Here is a 16,004-nt window from a genome sequence, read left to right as displayed (position 1 = left end):
CGGTGGATCACCCCCCGTGCTCGCGGAAAGGCCCGACCGGGCGAGTGCACCGGCCGCCGATCGTGCCCTCAGAATGGTCGGGTGGACCCATTGCACGATCCGGACGACGAGGCGCTGCTGAGCCCGCGGCAAGCGCGCGACCTGGCGGGCCTGGTGGAGAACACCCGGATGGCCTCGGCCGTGGTGCGCTACGGCACGCGGACCCGGGTGGGGGCGGCGGCGGTCGTGCTCAACCAGGACAACCCGCTGCCGCAGGCCAACCACGCCTGCGGGCTGTGGGGCACCCTCGCCGAGGTCGGCAACACGCTGCTGGAGCTGGAGCAGGTCTTCGCCGAGGCGGGGCGCGCCGAGGCCGTCGTCTACGCCTCGCCGACGACGGTCGCCGAGATCGACGGCATCGCCGACGACACGGGCTGGCGGGCGGTCGAGGAGGGCGTGGCGCTGCTGCACCGCGTCGAGCAGGCAGGTACCGAGCACACCCGCGCCTGCACCGGTGACGACCTGCCCGGAGTGGTCGAACTCCTCGCCGACGAGGAGGGGCTGTCGGCCACCGCCGAGCAGCGCCTGCAGCGCAACCTCGGCCACCGGGTGGACGACGGGAACTGCGTGCTGCGCGTCATCGCCGAGACCACCGACACCGGCGAGCAGCGGGTCGCGGGGTTCGCCCAGGGCTTCGTCCACCGCGGGGTGGGGCTCGTCGAGCAGCTGCACGTGCGCCCGGGGCGCCGGCGCCGCGGGTTCGGGCAGGCCCTGGCGCGGGAGGCGGTGCAGGCGCTGCGCGACCGCGGTGCCCTGCTCGTCGCCGCGCACAGCGAGGAGGGCGGGGCGGCCGAGCGCTTCGCCGAGAAGTGCGGCTTCGAAGCCGTCTACCCGGTGACGACTTACGCCCGCGGCATCGACGAACTGCTGTAGGGAGTCCGCGGGTCGGCCGCTGCGCGGGAATCCGGCACCGGATGGAATCCGCCGGCGCGCGGCGGTGTTGTGAACATCGGCACGCGCGTCTTGGGGTGGTGGCCGCCGGCGTGCTTGCCTGAACCGCTCCCGAGCGAAGGAGGTCAGCGTGGGCGGGTCCGCAGGTGCACCGGCGCACTCCGGCGACGACACCGGGACCGAGCCGGCGAACCCCGCCGCGGAGCGGATGCCCCGGGAGATCTGGATCCTCGTCCTCGGCAACTTCATCATCGCCGTCGGCACCGGCATCATCGCCCCCGCCCTGCCCGCCTTCGCCACCAGCTTCAACGTCGGCGTCACCGCCGCGTCCGTGGTCATCAGCGGTTTCGCCTTCATGCGCCTGGCCTTCGCCCCGGCCAGCGGCCGGCTCGTGGGCCTCTTCGGCGAACGCCCCGTCTACCTGTGGGGCATCGGCATCGTCGGCCTGAGCACGGCGGCCTGCGCCGTCGCCGGGGCGTACTGGCAGCTGCTGCTGTTCCGCGGTCTCGGCGGCATCGGCTCGACGATGTTCACCGTCTCCGGCGTCGCCCTGCTCGTGCGGCTGGCCCCGCCGCACCTGCGCGGCCGCGCCTCCGGCATGTGGGCGACGAGCTTCCTGCTCGGCAACATCAGCGGTCCGATCGTCGGTGGTGCGCTCGTCGGGTTCTCGCTGCGGCTCCCGTTCGTCTCCTACGCGGTCGCGCTGGCGCTGGCCACCCTCATCGGCTGGCTGATGCTGCGCCGCTCCCAGCTCGCCGCCCCCGACACCGGCGGCGAGGAAACCACCATGAGCGTGCGCAGCGCCCTGCGCCGCCGCAGCTACCGCGCCGCGCTGCTGTCCAACTTCAGCAACGGCTGGGCCGTCTTCGGCGTGCGCATGTCGCTCATCCCGCTGTTCGTCGTCGAAGTGCTGCACGTCGACCGCTCGCTGTCCGGGGTGGCGCTCTCCGTGTTCGCCGCGGGCAACGCGGCGGTGCTGCTCGTGTCCGGCCGGCTGTCCGACTCCTGCGGGCGCAAGCCCCTCGTGCTGCTCGGGCTGGCCGTGTCCGCCGCGGGCAGCGTGGCGCTGGGGCTCAGCGGCACGATCGCGTGGTTCATGCTCGCCTCGCTGGTCGCCGGCATCGGCGCCGGTCTGCTCAACCCGGCGCAGAACGCCGCCGTGGCCGACGTCGTCGGGAACAGGAGCAGGGGCGGGCCGGTGCTGGCGGGCTTCCAGATGTCGGCCGACCTCGGGGCGATCCTCGGACCGCTCGTGGCCGGCGCGATCGCCGAGGCCCTGTCGTTCCAGCTGGCGTTCGCCGCCACCGGTCTCGCCGCCGTGCTGGCCTTCGCCGCGTGGGTGGGCGCTCCCGAGACCCGCGAGAAGCAGGCGGGCTGACCGCCGCCCGCGCGCCGCGACCGAAAAGCCGAGATCACGGGTTTCCCGCACCGCGATCTCCGGGTAGTCCTGCTGCAGCGCCGGGGTCGTGCGGACCCGGCGTCGCCACACCAGCCAGGCCGGCCAGCGCTGGAGGACGACATGACCACGAACAGCGGAGTGCCCGGTCACGCACTCGACGAGGGCGAACTGCTGCGCGAGCTGCGGCACCTGCACCACACGCGCAACGACACGTTCCTGCACGGCTCCGACGACGCGCTGCGGGAGCACACCGCCCGCACGTTCGAGCTGGAGCAGGAGTACCTGCGGCGGCACCCGGACCGGGATGTCGATCCGCGACGTACCCGTACCGGCGCGAGGGAGGCGCACCATGTCTGAACCGCGCATCGTCGTCATCGGCGGTGGGCACGTCGGATTGACCCTCGCCCTGCGGCTGCAGGAGAGGATCCGGCCGCAGGAGGCGCGCGTGACCGTGGTCGACACGCAGCCGCACATGACGTACCAGCCGTTCCTGCCCGAGGCGGCGGCGGGCTCGCTCGAACCGCGGCACGTCGTCGTCCCGCTGCGCGCGGCCCTGCCCCGGTGCGAGGTGCTCACCGCGCAGGTCGGCGGCATCGACCAGGAGCACCGGCGCATCAGCGCGACGCTGGCCGACGGCACGGAGGAGCAGATCGGCTACGACTACCTCGTCGTCGTGCCCGGTTCGATCTCCCGCGCGCTGCCGATCCCCGGACTGGCCGAGCAGGGCGTGGGCTTCAAGACCATCGGCGAGGCGATCTACCTGCGCAACCACGTGATGTCGCGGCTGGACATCGCGGCGAGCACCGCCGACGAGAAGCTGCGGCGCCGACTGCTGACCTTCACCTTCGTCGGCGGCGGGTACGCGGGCATCGAGGCCATGGCCGAACTGGAATGCATGGCCCGCCACGCGATCGAGTACTACCCGCAGCTGCGGCAGCGGGACATGCGCTGGGTGCTCATCGAGGCGATGGACCGCATCATGCCCGAGGTCAGCCGCGCCATGGGCGACTACACCCGCCGCCGGCTCGAAGAGCGCGGCATCGAGGTGAAGCTGGGGACCACGGCGAAGTCCTTCACCGACGGCCACGCCCAGCTCTCCGATGGCGACGAGTTCGAGACCGACACGATCGTGTGGACCGCGGGCGTGAAGGCGCACCCGATGCTCGAGGACAGCGACCTGCCGCGGGACGGCGCGGGGCGCGTGCAGTGCCTGCCGACGCTGCAGGTGCGCGGCACCGACAACGTGTTCGCCGCCGGCGACTGCGCCGCCGTGCCCGACCTGACCAGCAAGGATCCGGACGCCACGCTGGGGCCCTCGGCGCAGCACGCCGTGCGGGAGGCACGCGTGCTCGCGGACAACCTGCTGGCCGCGCTGCGCGACGAGCCGATGCAGGTGTACAAGCACAAGCACGCCGGCTCCGTGGCCGGGTTGGGGCTGTACCAGGGCGCGGCCGAGGTCTACGGCGTGAAGCTCAAGGGGCTGCCCGCGTGGCTGCTGCACCGGGTCTACCACCTGGCCAAGATGCCCACGTGGTCGTTGAAAGGCCGCATCCTCGGCGACTGGCTGATGGAGCTGCCGCTGCGGCGGCAGGTGGTGGCGCTCGGCGAGCTGCACCACCCGCGCGCCGAGTTCGTCAAGGCGGCGAACACCCGCGGCCTGCCCAAGCCCAAGGAGCAGGCCGGGTAGGGAGCCGCGCTGGCAACGACCTCACCCGGACGAGTTTTGCACATTTCGCGAGGAATGCGCAAAACACTGATCGCGGGCTCGGGAAGGGGATCGCGGAAGTGCCGCTCCCCTCGTCGGTTCACTCCGACGCAGGAGCGGCGTTCCGGAGGGCCCGGTCGCAGGTCGGAGCGGGAGCCCCCGCCGCGGCCGGCGAGGGGAGGGGCGCACCGGACGCGGGCCGGCAGCCGGTGCAGACCGGTGGCAGGCCGGTGCCACCAGGCGGCAGGCCGGTGGCCGCGGCGCAGGTCGGCGGCAGGCCGCGTCACTCCAGGCCCGGGTCACTCCAGGCCCGGCAGCGGGGGAGGGCCGTGGTGCCACCGCACCAACCTGACCGTCTTGCCCGCTTCGTTGCGGGGGATGTGGTGGGGCGGGAAGGCCCGCACCGCGCAGCTGAAGCCGAGCCGGCCGCGCAGCGCGGTGACCAGCTCCTGCTCCAGGTGCTCGGTGTCCTGCCCCGCGTGGTGCACCTCGACCCCGATGCGCAGCTCCGGCCGCGAGCGGTCGCGCCGGTCCTCCACGAGCAGGTAGTGCGGGGCCACGCGCGGGTCGGCCAGCAGCACCTGCTCGATCTCCACGGGGTAGACGTTGACCCCGCGGATGATGAGCATGTCGTCGGTGCGCCCGAGCACGCGCCCCATGCGCCGCAGCGTGCGCGGCGAGTCCGGTGCCGGCGGGTGCAGCGAGGCGGTGTCCCCGGTGCGGTAGCGCAGCAGCGGGGTGCCGGTCTTGGTGAGCGTGGTGAACACGAGCTCGCCGGGCATGCCGTCCGGCAGGGGAGTGCCGGCGGCGTCGACCACCTCGGGGTAGAAGTGGTCCTCGGCGATGTTGAGCATGCCCTCCGAGTCGAGGGATTCGCAGGCCACCCCCGGGCCGATGACCTCGGTGAGGCCGTAGATGTTCAGCGCCCGCAGCCCGAGCAGCTCCTCGATCTCCGCGCGCATCTCCTCGGTCCACAGCTCCGCGCCGAACACGCCGCAGCGCAGCGAGAGCTGGTCGGGCGTGATGCCGGTCGAGCGGAACGCCTCCCCGAGGTAGATGGCGTACGACGGGGTGCAGCACAGCACGTCCGGGGCGAGGTCCAGCAGCAGCCGCAGCTGCCGGTCGGTCGCCCCGCTGGAGGCCGGCAGCACGGTGCCGCCGAGCCGCACCACGCCGTGGTGCACCCCGAGACCGCCGGTGAACAGGCCGTAGCCGTAGGCGCAGTGCACCAGGCTGCGGCGGGTGGCCCCGGCTCCGCCGAGCGCGCGGGCCATGACCTCGGCCCACACGTCGATGTCGTGCGTGGTGTACGGCACGAGCGTCGGGCGACCGGTGGTGCCGGAGGAACCGTGCACGCACACGATCTCGTCCTCCTCCGCCGTGCGGAGCCCGAACGGGTAGTGGTCGGCGAAGTCCTGCTTGGTGGTGAAGGGCAGCCGGGGCAGGTCGTCGAGCGTCACGTCCGCCCCCGCGGACACGCCCGCCTCCCGCAGCCGCCGGCCCTGCACGCCGTCCGCGTGCAGCAGCCGGTCGATGAGCCGGCGCAGGCGGCGTTGCTGGTTGGCTCGCCGTCTTTCCGGGTCCGCCCCCTCCACCTCGGGCGCGACCAGCTGGGGAGGAACGCGTTGAGTCACGGACACGCTTCATGGTGTAGCAGCTCGCGGCGCCGCGCGGTAGGTCCGGGTGAGCGGTCTGCGGGGCGGATCGGCGTGGTGTTCGGACTTTCGGGGAACGAACACCGTTTCAGGTCCGTTTCCAGGGGAGACGGGTTGCGCGGCCCCCCGTGAAGTGGTCCGTGAAGGTCGTGTAGAGTGTTCAGCGCAGGCAACGGAGGGGCCGGGGCGGAAAGCCCGGGAAATCCCGAGGTTGCCAACAGGAGAACACGGGGCTGTGGCGCAGTGGTAGCGCATCTGACTGGCAGTCAGAGGGTCAGGGGTTCGAATCCCCTCAGCTCCACCTTAGAGGTACTACTAGAACACGTGCCTGACTGAAGGCCCTGGAGTGGTACCGCGACGCCGGAAGGCGAGGACGGGCCACCCGCTTGGCGGGTGGCTCTTTTGCTGTCTCGGGGGTCCGAAACGGCGGGCATGGTGTGCTGTGCGTCTCGCGTTGATCGTTGCGTCTGCTGGATGGCATGGAGCTGACCGAACGGTTCCTGGAGATCGTGGTCGGTGACCTCCTCATCCTCGATGTAGATGTTGTGGAAGATCGCCTGGTTGAGCAGGTGGCGCTGCTGTTCGGTGCAGCGCCGGTGCGGCTCGTGGGGGTTGTTGGCGTTGTCGGCGCCATCTCGACCAGTGCATGACCTGTTCGACGCAGGTCAGCGGGGTCAGCACGAGCGCGGCGAGGAGTCGGCGAATCTCGTTGGCCGAGAGCGGGATCAGCCGGTGCTGACCGGCTGTGGATCCCCTTCTTCGCGGTCGGGAAGCACTCCTCGATCGCCCACCTCGCCCCGGCGACCCGAACAAGCTCTCGCAGCGGGGTGTTCGCGGGTGCGGCGCAGCGGTAGAACGCCAGCTCGCGCACCGTCTTGCCTCCGGCGCCTCGGTCTGGCGGCGGACCAGCAGCCAGTGCGCCCACCCCGCTGGGAGTCCGGTGGTGTCGAGGGCGATCGCGGTCCGGTCATAGACCCGATCCCGCCGGTCGCCAGCCTCTTCGGCGGTGATCATCACCGTCCGACCTTTCAGGACACGCCGAACTGCCGTTTCAGCAACAGGCCCCACTGATGCGTCCCTGCTCGTACGCCCAGGTCAACGATCAGGCGGTCGACACGAAGCGCTTCAGGCGGCGATGTGGGCCGCGAGCCGGTCGGCAGCGCTGCGGGGCTCGCGGCCGAGGAGCTCGGCCAGCAGGGGATCGGCTTCCGCGAAGTAGCCGGCGCGGGCCGCCTGGTACCAGGAGAGCATGAGCAGGGCCGCCTGCTCGGGGACTCCTGTCGTGATCTGGTCGGCAACCCACTGTTCGTCGTCCACGACGGTGCGTTCGATGGTGCGGCCGGTCAGCTCGGAGGCGAGCGTGGCGAGATCGTCGAAGGTGACGGCGGTCGGCGCGGTGAGGGTGACCGGGCCGTCGAAGGAGCGGTCACCGGCGAGGATGGCCGCGGTGGCCTCGGCCACGTCCGCACGGTCGGTGTACGGGACGGGGCCGTCTTCCGGTCGGGCGATCTCGCCGGTCCGCTGCCACGGGCCGAGTACCTGGTCCAGGGTGCCGTAGGCGCCGTTGCGCAGCGCGGTCCAGGCCACTCCGGACTCGGCGAGGAGAGCCTCGGTGGCGATGTGGGTCTCCGACGGCCGGTACGGGTTGCCGGGGACGGCGGCGTGCTGGCTCGTGTAGAGGATCCGCTGGGCGCCGACCGCGACGGCGGCCTCGATGGCATTGCGGTGCAAGCTCACCAGGTCGGCCGCCGGGTCGTTGCCGGACACCAGAAGCACCTGCTCGGCGCCGGCGAACGAGTTGCGCAGCGCAGCCGGATCCTCGTAGGAGCCCTGCCGCACGCGCACGCCGCGATCGGCGAAGTGCTGCGCCTTGGCGGTATCGCGGACGCTGACGCCGATCTGGTCGGCGGGTATGCGCTTGAGGAGGTGCTCGACGGTGGCGCTGCCGAGCCCGCCGGTGGCGCCGGTGACAACGATCATGCTGGTGGCCTCTTCCTGTCTGCCCGGACCCCGTCCGCCCGCACCGCATCCGCCCTGGTGGAGGGCGGAGCCATAAGTTGACCGTGCGGGTCAGTTTACGACTCGCCAGCGACAGTAGGTAAACTGACTCAGGGAGTCAAATTTCGATGCCGAGCAGCAGTGGGAGTCGGTGAGGACCTTGACCGGTGCGGTGCCATCGGAACCGCGGCTGCGCGCCGATGCCAGGCGCAACTCCGAGCAGATCCGGTCCGCCGCGATCGGCGCGTTCCAGGGGCGGGGCCTGGCGGTGCCGCTGGAGGAGGTCGCCAAGGCCGCCGGGGTGAGCAAGGCCACGATCTTCAACCGGTTCGGCGGACGGGTCGGCCTCATCGAGGCCGTCATCGAAGAGGTCGTAGCGACGCAGCTGTTCGCCGTCATCGATCACACGCGGACGATCGACGACGCCGGCGAGCGGATCGCGCACTACCTCACCGCGATCCGCGACCTCCAGTACCGCCAGCCCGCGGTCAACGACGTCCTGTTGCAGTCGTATCCGCACTCGCAGCAGCTCATGGAGATCTGCCGAGTAGGGAGCGAGGTCAACGACGAGCTCGTCGCAGCCGCGCGGGACTCCGGTGCACTGCGGCCGGAGTTCACGGCGAGCGACCTGCACGCGCTTGTCGTCGACAACGCCCTCGCCCTCAAACACGGCAAGCGGCCTCACCGGGACGACTACGACCGCCGCACCACTTACCTCCTGGACGGGATCCGCGGGCACCAGTCCGCTTCTGGCGGACGATGACAGCGCCTTGCCCTGGTGCGGCGAACGTCCATCGGATCGATCGAGTGCCGTTGCAGTACTGGACGAGAACGCCGCCGAACTCAACAACCGCCCCCGCGCCCTCCTCAACTTCCGCACGCCGGCCGAGGTTTGCGCTGAAGCCCATCAGGCGGTGATGCAGTGATCCCTTGGGATCGCCTCCACTGCAACTACCATCGACCGCACACCGCCGCCGGAGATCAGCCACCAGCGTCCCGGCTCTCCACCGGCGTCACCAACGTCATGGCCTCGTGCACCTAGAGGTGGGCAGGCGGCCACGGCGATGGAGAAGGCGTTCAGCTCGGGTGCGGAGGCGATGTTGGCGCACAGCGACAGCCCGATGCCGAGGGTGAACGACAGCCGTGCTTTCCACCGCCCGGTGGCGCGGTGGGGTGGCCGGCCTTCCACAGTTCGATGGTGGCCGTCGTCAACAGGCCGTCGACGATGAGCGGCCAGAGGGTGGCGGTGGTCTCGTCGGCGCCGAACCGCAGGGCGAACTCGCGGCCGTGCCGGTAGGAGACGTAGGCCGCGCCCACGGCTACCAGCAGCGTGCACGCGCACTGCAGGTGCAGCGATCGATCGGGAGCGGGGCTGGATGTGGAGGGAGTGCTGGTCATCGGGTGTCACCTGCCCGGGGGTGACCCTTATCGCGGGTCGGGACGCCGCGCTCGTGCAGGCGCTGGCGCACGGTGCCCGCGGCGACATCCATGCGTGCGGCGATCCGGGCCAGCGACCACCCCTGGTTGTAGAGACGGACGGCGTCGTCGATCTGCTCGGCGGACAGGCCGCGGCGGCGCATCGGGACTCCGTGGCGGTGCAGGATCGTGGACACGGTGCGGCGCTCGATGCCGAACTGGTCGCCCAGCTCGTAGACTGTGGCGCCGGACTGGTAACCCTCGATCAGTTGCTGCACTCGGTCGTCGGGGAGGCGTCGGGTGCGGCCGGGCTTTGCCCGCTTCGGTGACGGGTGGGGCGGTGTAGCCAGGTTAGGCAGCTTCGTCCGCAGTGTTTCCAGGGCGCTGACCTGGGCTTTTGTGTTCGAGTGAGCTCCCGCAACCTCCACCAGCGAAAACGGGCCGCCGGAGCACTCCGGCGGCCCGTTTTGACGTCGACGGGTGGCATCAACCGTGGTCGGGGGAGCGGTCCCTCCGGTGCGCCGCACCGCTCGCGAGCGGTGCGGCGCAGCGAGCGGACGTTCTCGCGGCGTGGAACTGACTGGGACGGCTCGGTCCGGTTCCCGTCAGGCGAGGACGAACAGCAGGGAGGAGAGGCCGAAGCCCAGCAGACCGATGGTGGTCTGCATGACGGTCCAGGTCTTCAGCGTCGTCTTCACGTCCATCTCGAAGAAGCGGCCCACCAGCCAGAATCCGGAGTCGTTGACGTGGCCCGCGGTGACCGACCCGGCCGCCAGCGCCAGCACCAGCGCGGCCTGCTGCACCGAGCTGAACTCGTGCGCGAGCACCACCGGCTGGACCAGCCCCGCGGCCGTGGTCAGCGCCACGGTGGCCGAGCCCTGCGCGATCCGGAGCACGGCGGCGATCGCGTAGGCGGCGACGATCACCGGCATGCCGATGTTCGACATGACGTCCGAGAGCGCGTCGCCGATGCCGCTGGCCTGCAGCACACCGCCGAACATGCCGCCGGCCCCGGTGATCAGGATGATCGCGCAGACCGGTCCGAGCGCGGAGTCCAGCAGCTTCTCGACGATCTCCTGGCTGCGTCCCCGGCGGGTGCCCAGCACGTAGGTCGCGACGAAGACGGTGATCAGCAGCGCGACCGACGTGTCGCCCAGGGCGCGGGCGACCTGGAACCAACCGGCGTCGGAGTTGAGCCAGCCCGCTTCGCCGGCGGTGTTCAGCCCCGTGTTGGCGAAGATCAGCAGCAGCGGGAGCAGCAGCAGCGAGACCACGGTCCGCGCCGGGGGAGGGGTCTCGTCGCGCTGCACCGGGCTGCCGCCGCTGAGCAGTTCCGGAACCGGCAGCACGATGCGCCTGCCCGCCCAGATGCCGTAGAGGTAGCTGGTCACGTACCAGGTGGGCAGCACGACCACGAGGGCGAGGGCGAGGACCAGTCCGACGTCGGCGCCCAGCAGGCCGCTGGCGGCGACCGGTCCGGGGTGCGGGGGGACGAAGACGTGCATCACGGAGAACGCGCCCGCGGTGGGCAGGGCGTAGCGCAGCACGCCGCCGCCGAGCCGGCGTGCCACCGCGAACACGATCGGCAGCATCACGACCAGGCCCGCGTCGAAGAAGATCGGGAACCCGAAGATCAGCGATGCGATCCCCAGCGCCAGGGGAGCGCGCCGCTCGCCGAACCTGCTCAGCAGCGCGTCGGTCAGCGACTGCGCACCTCCGCTGACTTCGAGCAGCCGGCCGAACATCGCGCCGAGGCCGACCAGCAGCGCCACGCTGGCCAGGGTGGACCCGAAGCTCTCGGTGAGGGTGTCGATGATCTGCCCGGCCGGGATCCCGGCGGCGAACGCGGTGCCGAGGCTGACCGCGACGAGCGCGAGGAAGGCGTGCACGCGCAGCTTGATGATCAGGACCAGGAGCACGGCGACCGCGGCCGCGGCGATGCCGAGCAGCGGTCCCGGCCCCATGGTCTGGGTCCAGCCATCGATGTTCATTCACGAGCTCCGTTGCTGTGTTCCGGGTTGGCGGGTTTCCGGGCGGCGGGGGTTCCGGTGCGCCGCTCAGCGCGCGGCGGGGCGGAGGTCGAGCTCGGTCGCCGCGAGGGTCCGGAGCACGATGTCCTCCGGGGTGCGGGCGGTGTCGACGGTCACCCCCTCCTCGTCCGGGTGCAGCGGTTCGAGATCGCCGAACTGCGAGCGCAGCAGCGAGGAGGGCATGAAGTGCCCGGAGCGGTCCGCGAGTCGCCGCCCGACGGTTTCGGCGGAGCCGGCGAGGTGCGCGAACCGGACGTCGGCCCGGGATTGCCGCAGGACGTCGCGGTAGCTCCGCTTCAGCGCGGAGCAGGTCACGATCGTGCTCACCGCCTCGGCCGAGTGCCGCGCGATCCAGTCGCGGAGGCTCCGCAGCCACGGCATCCGGTCCTCGTCGGTGAGCGGGAGGCCCGCCGCCATCTTGTCGATGTTGGCCTCGGGGTGGAACTCGTCGGCCTCGGCCAGGGGCCATCCGAGGCGGTGGGCGAGCAGCTGGGCGACGGTGCTCTTCCCCGACCCCGAAACGCCCATCACCACCAGGCACGTGGATGTCATACCGCCTCCTCCGCGCTGCCCCGCTCGTCGTGCCGGGCACCCGCGCCGTTAAAAGTATTACCTTTGGCGGCGAAAGGTATCACCAAAGTGTGTGACGGGGAAGACACGCGGGACTGGGTAATCTGCGTAGGTGACACCAGCAGGCGTCGAGCGGGGGAGCAGCGTGACGAGGTCCGGACGCGGGGGGAGCGGGCAGCGGGCCGGATCGGCGAGCAGCGCCGGACCGCGGAGCGCCGGGGCCGGCAACGGCGCGGGGGAGGCGAAGCCCGGGGCACTGCACAGCGACGTGCTGGACACGATCGGCCGGGAGATCACCGGGGGCCAGTTGCCCACCGGGCACGTGCTGACGCTCGACGTGCTCGAGGAGCGCTTCGGGGTCTCGCGCACGGTGGCGCGGGAGAGCATGCGGATCCTGCAGTCGATGGGGCTGGTCACGTCGCGGCGGCGGGTCGGGATCACCGTGCAGCCCCGGGAGTCCTGGAACGTGTTCGACCCGCGCGTGATCTGGTGGCGGCTCGCGGGCGAGGGGCGCGACGCCCAGCTGCGTTCGCTGACCGAGCTGCGCATCGCGGTGGAGCCGCTGGCCGCGGCCTCCGCCGCGCGCAACGCCTCCGGCGAGGTGCGGTCGCGGGTGGTGGAGTTGTCGGCGGCGATGCGCGCCCGGGGCGAAGCCGGTGAGCTCGACGAGTTCCTCGAGGTCGACGTCGAGTTCCACACCGCGCTGTTGCGGGCCAGCGGCAACGAGATGTTCGAGGCGCTGGCCGACGTGGTCGCCGTGGTGCTGCGGGGGCGCACGCAGCTCGGGCTGATGCCGCACCAACCGGTGTCGCAGGCGCTGGCGCTGCACGAGCAGGTGGCGGAGGCGGTCGCCGACGCGCGCTCCGACGACGCCGAGAACGCGATGCGGGAACTGCTCGCCGAGGTCCGCGACGCCGTGGTCCCGGTGTGGCGGCACCCCCGCGACGGCGAAGTCGGCGGGACCCGCAGCGGCGACCTCGACGGCGACTTCGGCGGTGAGCCGGGCACCGACGACCGCTGAGCGCGCCGCACCCCGGCCGCGGGGGCTTTTCCCGAGAAGTGGTCACCGCGGCACCGTCGTGCGCGGCCACGCGGTCGCCCTCGGCCTCACCCGGTGAACAGCTGCGCGATCTGGCGCACGAGTTCGGCGAAACCGTAGGCGAAGGGCAGGCCGACCCACAGCCAGGTGAGCGCCAGCAGGGCGGGGCGGGGTTTCGTCGGGGGCTGCTCAGTCATGGCGGGCCTCCTGCGCGGTCTCCGCGCGCTCGTCGCCGGGCAGGTGGTGCTTCGGGTGGACCGGGCGGATCAGCTCGTTGGCGAGGAAGCCCACCACGAGCAGGCCGATCATGATGGACAGCGACGTGCCGTACAGCGCCGGACCGGACTTGCCGGCCGCTGCCTGGCTGTCGGCCACCGCGTTGACGATCAGCGGCCCGAGCACCCCGGCCGCCGACCACGCGGTGAGCAGGCGGCCGTGGATCGCGCCGACCTGGTAGGTGCCGAACAGGTCCTTCAGGTACGCGGGGACCGTGGAGAAACCCGCTCCGTAGAAGGACAGGATCACCAGCGCGGCGAGGACGAACACGGCCTTCGAGCTGTCCCCGCTGAGCACGATCGCCAGGTAGAGCAGCGCACCACCGCCGAGGTAGAGGCGGTAGATGTTCTTGCGGCCCACGACGTCGGAGGCGGACGACCAGACGAACCGGCCGAGCATGTTCGTCAGCGACAGCATCGCGACGAACCCGGAGGCGGCGGCCGCCGAGACCGGCGCCGAGGTGTTCGCGAAGAAGTCCGTGATCATCGGCGAGGCCTTCTCCAGGATGCCGATGCCCGCGGTGACGTTGAAGCACAGCACCACCCACACGAGCCAGAACTGCGGTGTGCGCAGGGCGGTGTTCGCCGCGACGCTGGCGCTTCCGAGCACCCCGCCGGCGGAGCGCTCGGGGTGCCACCCGCGGGGCCGCCAGCCTTCCGCGGGCAGGCGGACGAGCAGCGCGCCGAGTCCCATGAACACCGCGTAGACCACGCCGTGCACCGCGAAGCTCGCGGCGATCCCGCCCGCGGACTCGCCGAAGGACGACAGCATCTGGTTGGACCACGGGGAGGCGATCAGCGCGCCGCCGCCGAAGCCCATGATGGCGATGCCGGTGGCCATGCCCGGCCGGTCCGGGAACCACTTCATCAGCGTGGACACCGGGGAGATGTAGCCGATGCCGAGCCCGATGCCGCCGATCGCGCCGTAGCCGAGCACCACGAGCCAGTACTGCCCGGTCAGCGCGCCGAGAGCGGAGACGAGGAAGCCGCTGGAGAAGCACACCAGGGACACGAACATCGCCCAGCGCGGGCCCCTGCGCTCCACCACGGTCCCGCCGAAGGCGGCCGACAGCCCGAGCATGACGATGGCGAGCTGGAACGGCAGCGCGCTCTGCGTACCGCTCAGCCCGAGCGATCCTTCCAGCGGAGGTTTGAACACGCTCCACGCGTAGACCTGGCCGATCGCCAGGTGCACCGACAGCGCGGCGGGCGGGATGAGCCATCGGTTCCAGTCCAGGGGCGCCACGATCCGGCTGCGCTCCAGAAAGCCGACGGCCATGCGTGCCTCCAGCGTCCTCGTTGAAACCTCAACTTCTCCTGGCGGGCGCAGCATGGCATTGCGCCTTTCGGGCGGAAACCCCGTCGCCGCGCACCGCGTCCGGATCGTGACCGAGCACCGCGCGAGGCGGGGCGGTCGCCTCAGCCCACGCGCTCCTCGGGGCGGCCCTGCTCGGCCCAGCGGGTGTGGAAGACCCCGTCGCGGTCGGTGCGGCGGTAGGTGTGCGCGCCGAAGAAGTCGCGCTGCGCCTGGGTGAGCGCCGCCGGCAGCGCACTCGAGCGGAGGCTGTCGAAGTAGGACAGCGCGGCCGAGAATCCCGGCGTGGGAACGCCGATCGTGACCGCTGTGGACACCACGCGGCGCCAGGCCTGCTGCGCGTCGGACAGCGCGGCGGCGAAGGAGGGGTCGGCCAGCAGGCTCGGCAGGTCCGGCCGGGCGTCGAAGGCGGCTCGGATGTCGTCGAGGAACCGGGCGCGGATGATGCAGCCGGCGCGCCAGATCGCCGCGATGCGGCCGCGGTCGATGTTCCAGTCGTTCTCGGTGCTGCCGGCCGCGATCTGGTGGAAGCCCTGCGCGTAGGCGACGATCTTCGACGCGTACAGCGCCTTTTCGACGTCCTCGGCCATGTTCCGCGCCGTCTCCGCGTCCATCGCGGCCTGCGGGCCCGGGAGGTCGCGGGCCGCATCGCGCTGCTCCGCGTGCCCGGACAGGGAACGGGCGAACACGGCCTCGGCGATGCTGTTCACCGGCACGCCGAGGTCGAGGGCCTGGCGCACCGTCCAGCGGCCGGTGCCCTTCTGCTCGGCCTGGTCGAGCACCACGTCCACGAACGGCGCCCCGGTGCCGGGATCGCGGTGGGCGAGCACCTCGGCGGTGATGTCGACGAGGAACGAGTCCAACCGGCCCCGGTTCCACCCGCGGAAGACCTCGGCGATCTGTTCGCAGGACATCCCCGCGCCGCGGCGCAGCAGGTCGTAGGCCTCGGCGATGAGCTGCATGTCGGCGTACTCGATGCCGTTGTGCACCATTTTGGCGAAGTGCCCCGCCGCGTCCGGGCCGACGTGCGTGACGCACGGGCTGCCGTCGGGTGCGCGCGCGGCGATCGCCTCCAGCATCGGGCCGAGCGCCTGCCAGGCCTCGGCGGAGCCGCCCGGCATGATGCTCGGGCCGTGCAGCGCCCCCTCCTCACCGCCGGACACCCCGGTGCCGACGAAGTGGATGCCGCGCTCCCGCAGCGCCCGTTCGCGGCGGATCGTGTCGGCGAAGTGCGCGTTGCCCGCGTCGATGATGATGTCGCCTTCGTCCATGTGCGAGGCGAACTCGGTGATCACCGCGTCCGTGGCGGGGCCTGCCTGGACCATGGTGACGAGCCGCCGCGGGCGCTGCAGCGCGGCCACGCACTCCTCGGGGGATTCGCTGGGCACGAACCGCCCCTCGTGGCCGAATTCGTCCACCAGCGCGCGGGTGCGCGCGGAGGTGCGGTTGTGCAGGGCCACCGCGTAGCCGTTGCGGGCGAAGTTGCGGGCGAGGTTGCGGCCCATCACCGCGAGACCGGTCACGCCGATCTGCGCCTGCTCCGCGTTCGAGGGGGAACCCATCAGCTCACCTTCGGTCGTGTCGACGAGACGTGCCGTTCCGCGCGAGTACACCGGTTGTGCACCGCGCGCGCATGCCGCGGCGCGTCCCGGGCCGAGCGGCGGGGTCATTC

General features: G+C 71.7%; 15 protein-coding genes, 1 tRNA gene and 2 pseudogenes. 8 read left to right on the top strand and 10 right to left on the bottom strand.

Annotated features, from left to right (window positions below):
- Nucleotides 1-81 precede the first annotated feature (81 nt).
- The 4 genes from ACYVJE_RS00385 (at nucleotide 82) to ACYVJE_RS00370 (ending at nucleotide 4,016) form a co-directional block, all read left to right on the top strand.
- Nucleotides 82-912 (top strand): GNAT family N-acetyltransferase, encoded by an 831-nt coding sequence (locus ACYVJE_RS00385; RefSeq protein ID WP_461142756.1) that lies wholly within the window; start codon nucleotides 82-84, stop codon nucleotides 910-912.
- 148 nt (nucleotides 913-1,060) lie between these two features.
- The gene (locus tag ACYVJE_RS00380) at nucleotides 1,061-2,308 is read left to right on the top strand and encodes an MFS transporter (protein ID WP_459158519.1); all 1,248 of its coding nucleotides are present in this window, start codon (nucleotides 1,061-1,063) and stop codon (nucleotides 2,306-2,308) included.
- Between the two features lie 141 nt (nucleotides 2,309-2,449).
- Nucleotides 2,450-2,686 carry a DUF6158 family protein gene (locus ACYVJE_RS00375; protein ID WP_459158520.1) on the top strand — a complete coding sequence of 79 codons (237 nt, stop codon included), beginning with the start codon at nucleotides 2,450-2,452 and terminating at the stop codon, nucleotides 2,684-2,686.
- The gene (locus tag ACYVJE_RS00370; protein WP_461142755.1) at nucleotides 2,679-4,016 is read left to right on the top strand and encodes an NAD(P)/FAD-dependent oxidoreductase; all 1,338 of its coding nucleotides are present in this window, start codon (nucleotides 2,679-2,681) and stop codon (nucleotides 4,014-4,016) included. The genes ACYVJE_RS00375 and ACYVJE_RS00370 overlap by 8 nt, the downstream gene beginning before the upstream one ends.
- Nucleotides 4,017-4,333: 317 nt before the next feature.
- Here the strand turns inward: ACYVJE_RS00370 and ACYVJE_RS00365 are convergent, their stop codons facing one another.
- Entirely contained in the window at nucleotides 4,334-5,674 is a 1,341-nt protein-coding gene (locus ACYVJE_RS00365; RefSeq protein ID WP_461142754.1) for a phenylacetate--CoA ligase family protein, read from the bottom strand.
- A gap of 244 nt (nucleotides 5,675-5,918) precedes the next feature.
- On the opposite strand from ACYVJE_RS00365, the gene ACYVJE_RS00360 reads away from it, so the two are divergent.
- Both ACYVJE_RS00360 and ACYVJE_RS00355 read left to right on the top strand, forming a co-directional pair.
- A tRNA-Ala gene (locus ACYVJE_RS00360) sits at nucleotides 5,919-5,990 on the top strand.
- A gap of 178 nt (nucleotides 5,991-6,168) precedes the next feature.
- A complete protein-coding gene (locus ACYVJE_RS00355; protein WP_461143163.1) occupies nucleotides 6,169-6,339 on the top strand; it encodes a hypothetical protein in 171 nt (56 codons plus the stop codon).
- Nucleotides 6,340-6,446: 107 nt separating this feature from the next.
- Here ACYVJE_RS00355 and ACYVJE_RS00350 read toward each other — a convergent pair.
- Together ACYVJE_RS00350 and ACYVJE_RS00345 are read right to left on the bottom strand one after the other, a co-directional pair.
- A pseudogene (locus tag ACYVJE_RS00350) lies at nucleotides 6,447-6,616 on the bottom strand (IS701 family transposase); the annotation flags it as partial.
- A gap of 198 nt (nucleotides 6,617-6,814) precedes the next feature.
- A complete protein-coding gene (locus ACYVJE_RS00345) occupies nucleotides 6,815-7,669 on the bottom strand; it encodes an SDR family oxidoreductase (protein ID WP_461142753.1) in 855 nt (284 codons plus the stop codon).
- Nucleotides 7,670-7,859: 190 nt separating this feature from the next.
- On the opposite strand from ACYVJE_RS00345, the gene ACYVJE_RS00340 reads away from it, so the two are divergent.
- Nucleotides 7,860-8,450, top strand: a complete 591-nt coding sequence (locus ACYVJE_RS00340; protein WP_461142752.1) for a TetR/AcrR family transcriptional regulator — start codon at nucleotides 7,860-7,862, stop codon at nucleotides 8,448-8,450.
- A 276-nt stretch (nucleotides 8,451-8,726) separates the two neighbouring features.
- On the opposite strand, the pseudogene ACYVJE_RS00335 reads toward ACYVJE_RS00340, so the two are convergent.
- The 4 genes and pseudogenes from ACYVJE_RS00335 to ACYVJE_RS00320 form a co-directional block, all read right to left on the bottom strand.
- Nucleotides 8,727-9,085: pseudogene (locus ACYVJE_RS00335) on the bottom strand (DUF2637 domain-containing protein); the annotation flags it as partial.
- Entirely contained in the window at nucleotides 9,082-9,381 is a 300-nt protein-coding gene (locus ACYVJE_RS00330; protein WP_461142751.1) for a hypothetical protein, read from the bottom strand. The gene ACYVJE_RS00330 and the pseudogene ACYVJE_RS00335, both read right to left, overlap by 4 nt.
- Before the next feature lie 327 nt (nucleotides 9,382-9,708).
- Nucleotides 9,709-11,094: a GntP family permease gene (locus ACYVJE_RS00325; RefSeq protein ID WP_461142750.1), complete on the bottom strand. Its 1,386-nt coding sequence runs from the start codon at nucleotides 11,092-11,094 to the stop codon at nucleotides 9,709-9,711.
- Between the two features lie 66 nt (nucleotides 11,095-11,160).
- Nucleotides 11,161-11,685 carry a gluconokinase gene (locus ACYVJE_RS00320; RefSeq protein WP_461142749.1) on the bottom strand — a complete coding sequence of 175 codons (525 nt, stop codon included), beginning with the start codon at nucleotides 11,683-11,685 and terminating at the stop codon, nucleotides 11,161-11,163.
- A 274-nt stretch (nucleotides 11,686-11,959) separates the two neighbouring features.
- Here ACYVJE_RS00320 and ACYVJE_RS00315 point away from each other — a divergent pair, with 274 nt between their 5' ends.
- A complete protein-coding gene (locus ACYVJE_RS00315; RefSeq protein ID WP_461143139.1) occupies nucleotides 11,960-12,724 on the top strand; it encodes a FadR/GntR family transcriptional regulator in 765 nt (254 codons plus the stop codon).
- An 86-nt stretch (nucleotides 12,725-12,810) separates the two neighbouring features.
- Here ACYVJE_RS00315 and ACYVJE_RS00310 read toward each other — a convergent pair whose 3' ends face one another.
- The 3 genes from ACYVJE_RS00310 to gndA form a co-directional block, all read right to left on the bottom strand.
- Complete coding sequence (locus tag ACYVJE_RS00310; protein ID WP_461142748.1) at nucleotides 12,811-12,939, bottom strand: MFS transporter small subunit; 129 nt, start codon at nucleotides 12,937-12,939, stop codon at nucleotides 12,811-12,813.
- Nucleotides 12,932-14,296 carry an OFA family MFS transporter gene (locus tag ACYVJE_RS00305; RefSeq protein WP_461142747.1) on the bottom strand — a complete coding sequence of 455 codons (1,365 nt, stop codon included), beginning with the start codon at nucleotides 14,294-14,296 and terminating at the stop codon, nucleotides 12,932-12,934. The genes ACYVJE_RS00310 and ACYVJE_RS00305 overlap by 8 nt, the downstream gene beginning before the upstream one ends.
- Nucleotides 14,297-14,436: 140 nt before the next feature.
- Nucleotides 14,437-15,894, bottom strand: coding sequence for an NADP-dependent phosphogluconate dehydrogenase (gndA, locus tag ACYVJE_RS00300; RefSeq protein ID WP_461142746.1), 1,458 nt, complete (start codon nucleotides 15,892-15,894; stop codon nucleotides 14,437-14,439).
- Nucleotides 15,895-16,004: the final 110 nt, after the last annotated feature.

The sequence above is a fragment of the Salinifilum aidingensis genome, from assembly GCF_054782015.1.
The sequence above is the reverse complement of the archived record's forward strand: the minus strand, read 5'-3'. Positions and strand labels throughout refer to the sequence as shown.

What these genes read in the sequence shown, in the direction of transcription:
- ACYVJE_RS00345 (WP_461142753.1), bottom strand. Translation starts at nt 7,669, where the DNA reads ATGATCGTTGTCACCGGCGCCACCGGCGGGCTCGGCAGCGCCACCGTC.
- ACYVJE_RS00325 (WP_461142750.1), bottom strand. Translation starts at nt 11,094, where the DNA reads ATGAACATCGATGGCTGGACCCAGACCATGGGGCCGGGACCGCTGCTC.
- ACYVJE_RS00310 (WP_461142748.1), bottom strand. Translation starts at nt 12,939, where the DNA reads ATGACTGAGCAGCCCCCGACGAAACCCCGCCCCGCCCTGCTGGCGCTC.
- ACYVJE_RS00375 (WP_459158520.1), top strand. Translation starts at nt 2,450, where the DNA reads ATGACCACGAACAGCGGAGTGCCCGGTCACGCACTCGACGAGGGCGAA.
- ACYVJE_RS00305 (WP_461142747.1), bottom strand. Translation starts at nt 14,296, where the DNA reads ATGGCCGTCGGCTTTCTGGAGCGCAGCCGGATCGTGGCGCCCCTGGAC.
- gndA (WP_461142746.1), bottom strand. Translation starts at nt 15,894, where the DNA reads ATGGGTTCCCCCTCGAACGCGGAGCAGGCGCAGATCGGCGTGACCGGT.
- ACYVJE_RS00355 (WP_461143163.1), top strand. Translation starts at nt 6,169, where the DNA reads ATGGAGCTGACCGAACGGTTCCTGGAGATCGTGGTCGGTGACCTCCTC.
- ACYVJE_RS00370 (WP_461142755.1), top strand. Translation starts at nt 2,679, where the DNA reads ATGTCTGAACCGCGCATCGTCGTCATCGGCGGTGGGCACGTCGGATTG.
- ACYVJE_RS00320 (WP_461142749.1), bottom strand. Translation starts at nt 11,685, where the DNA reads ATGACATCCACGTGCCTGGTGGTGATGGGCGTTTCGGGGTCGGGGAAG.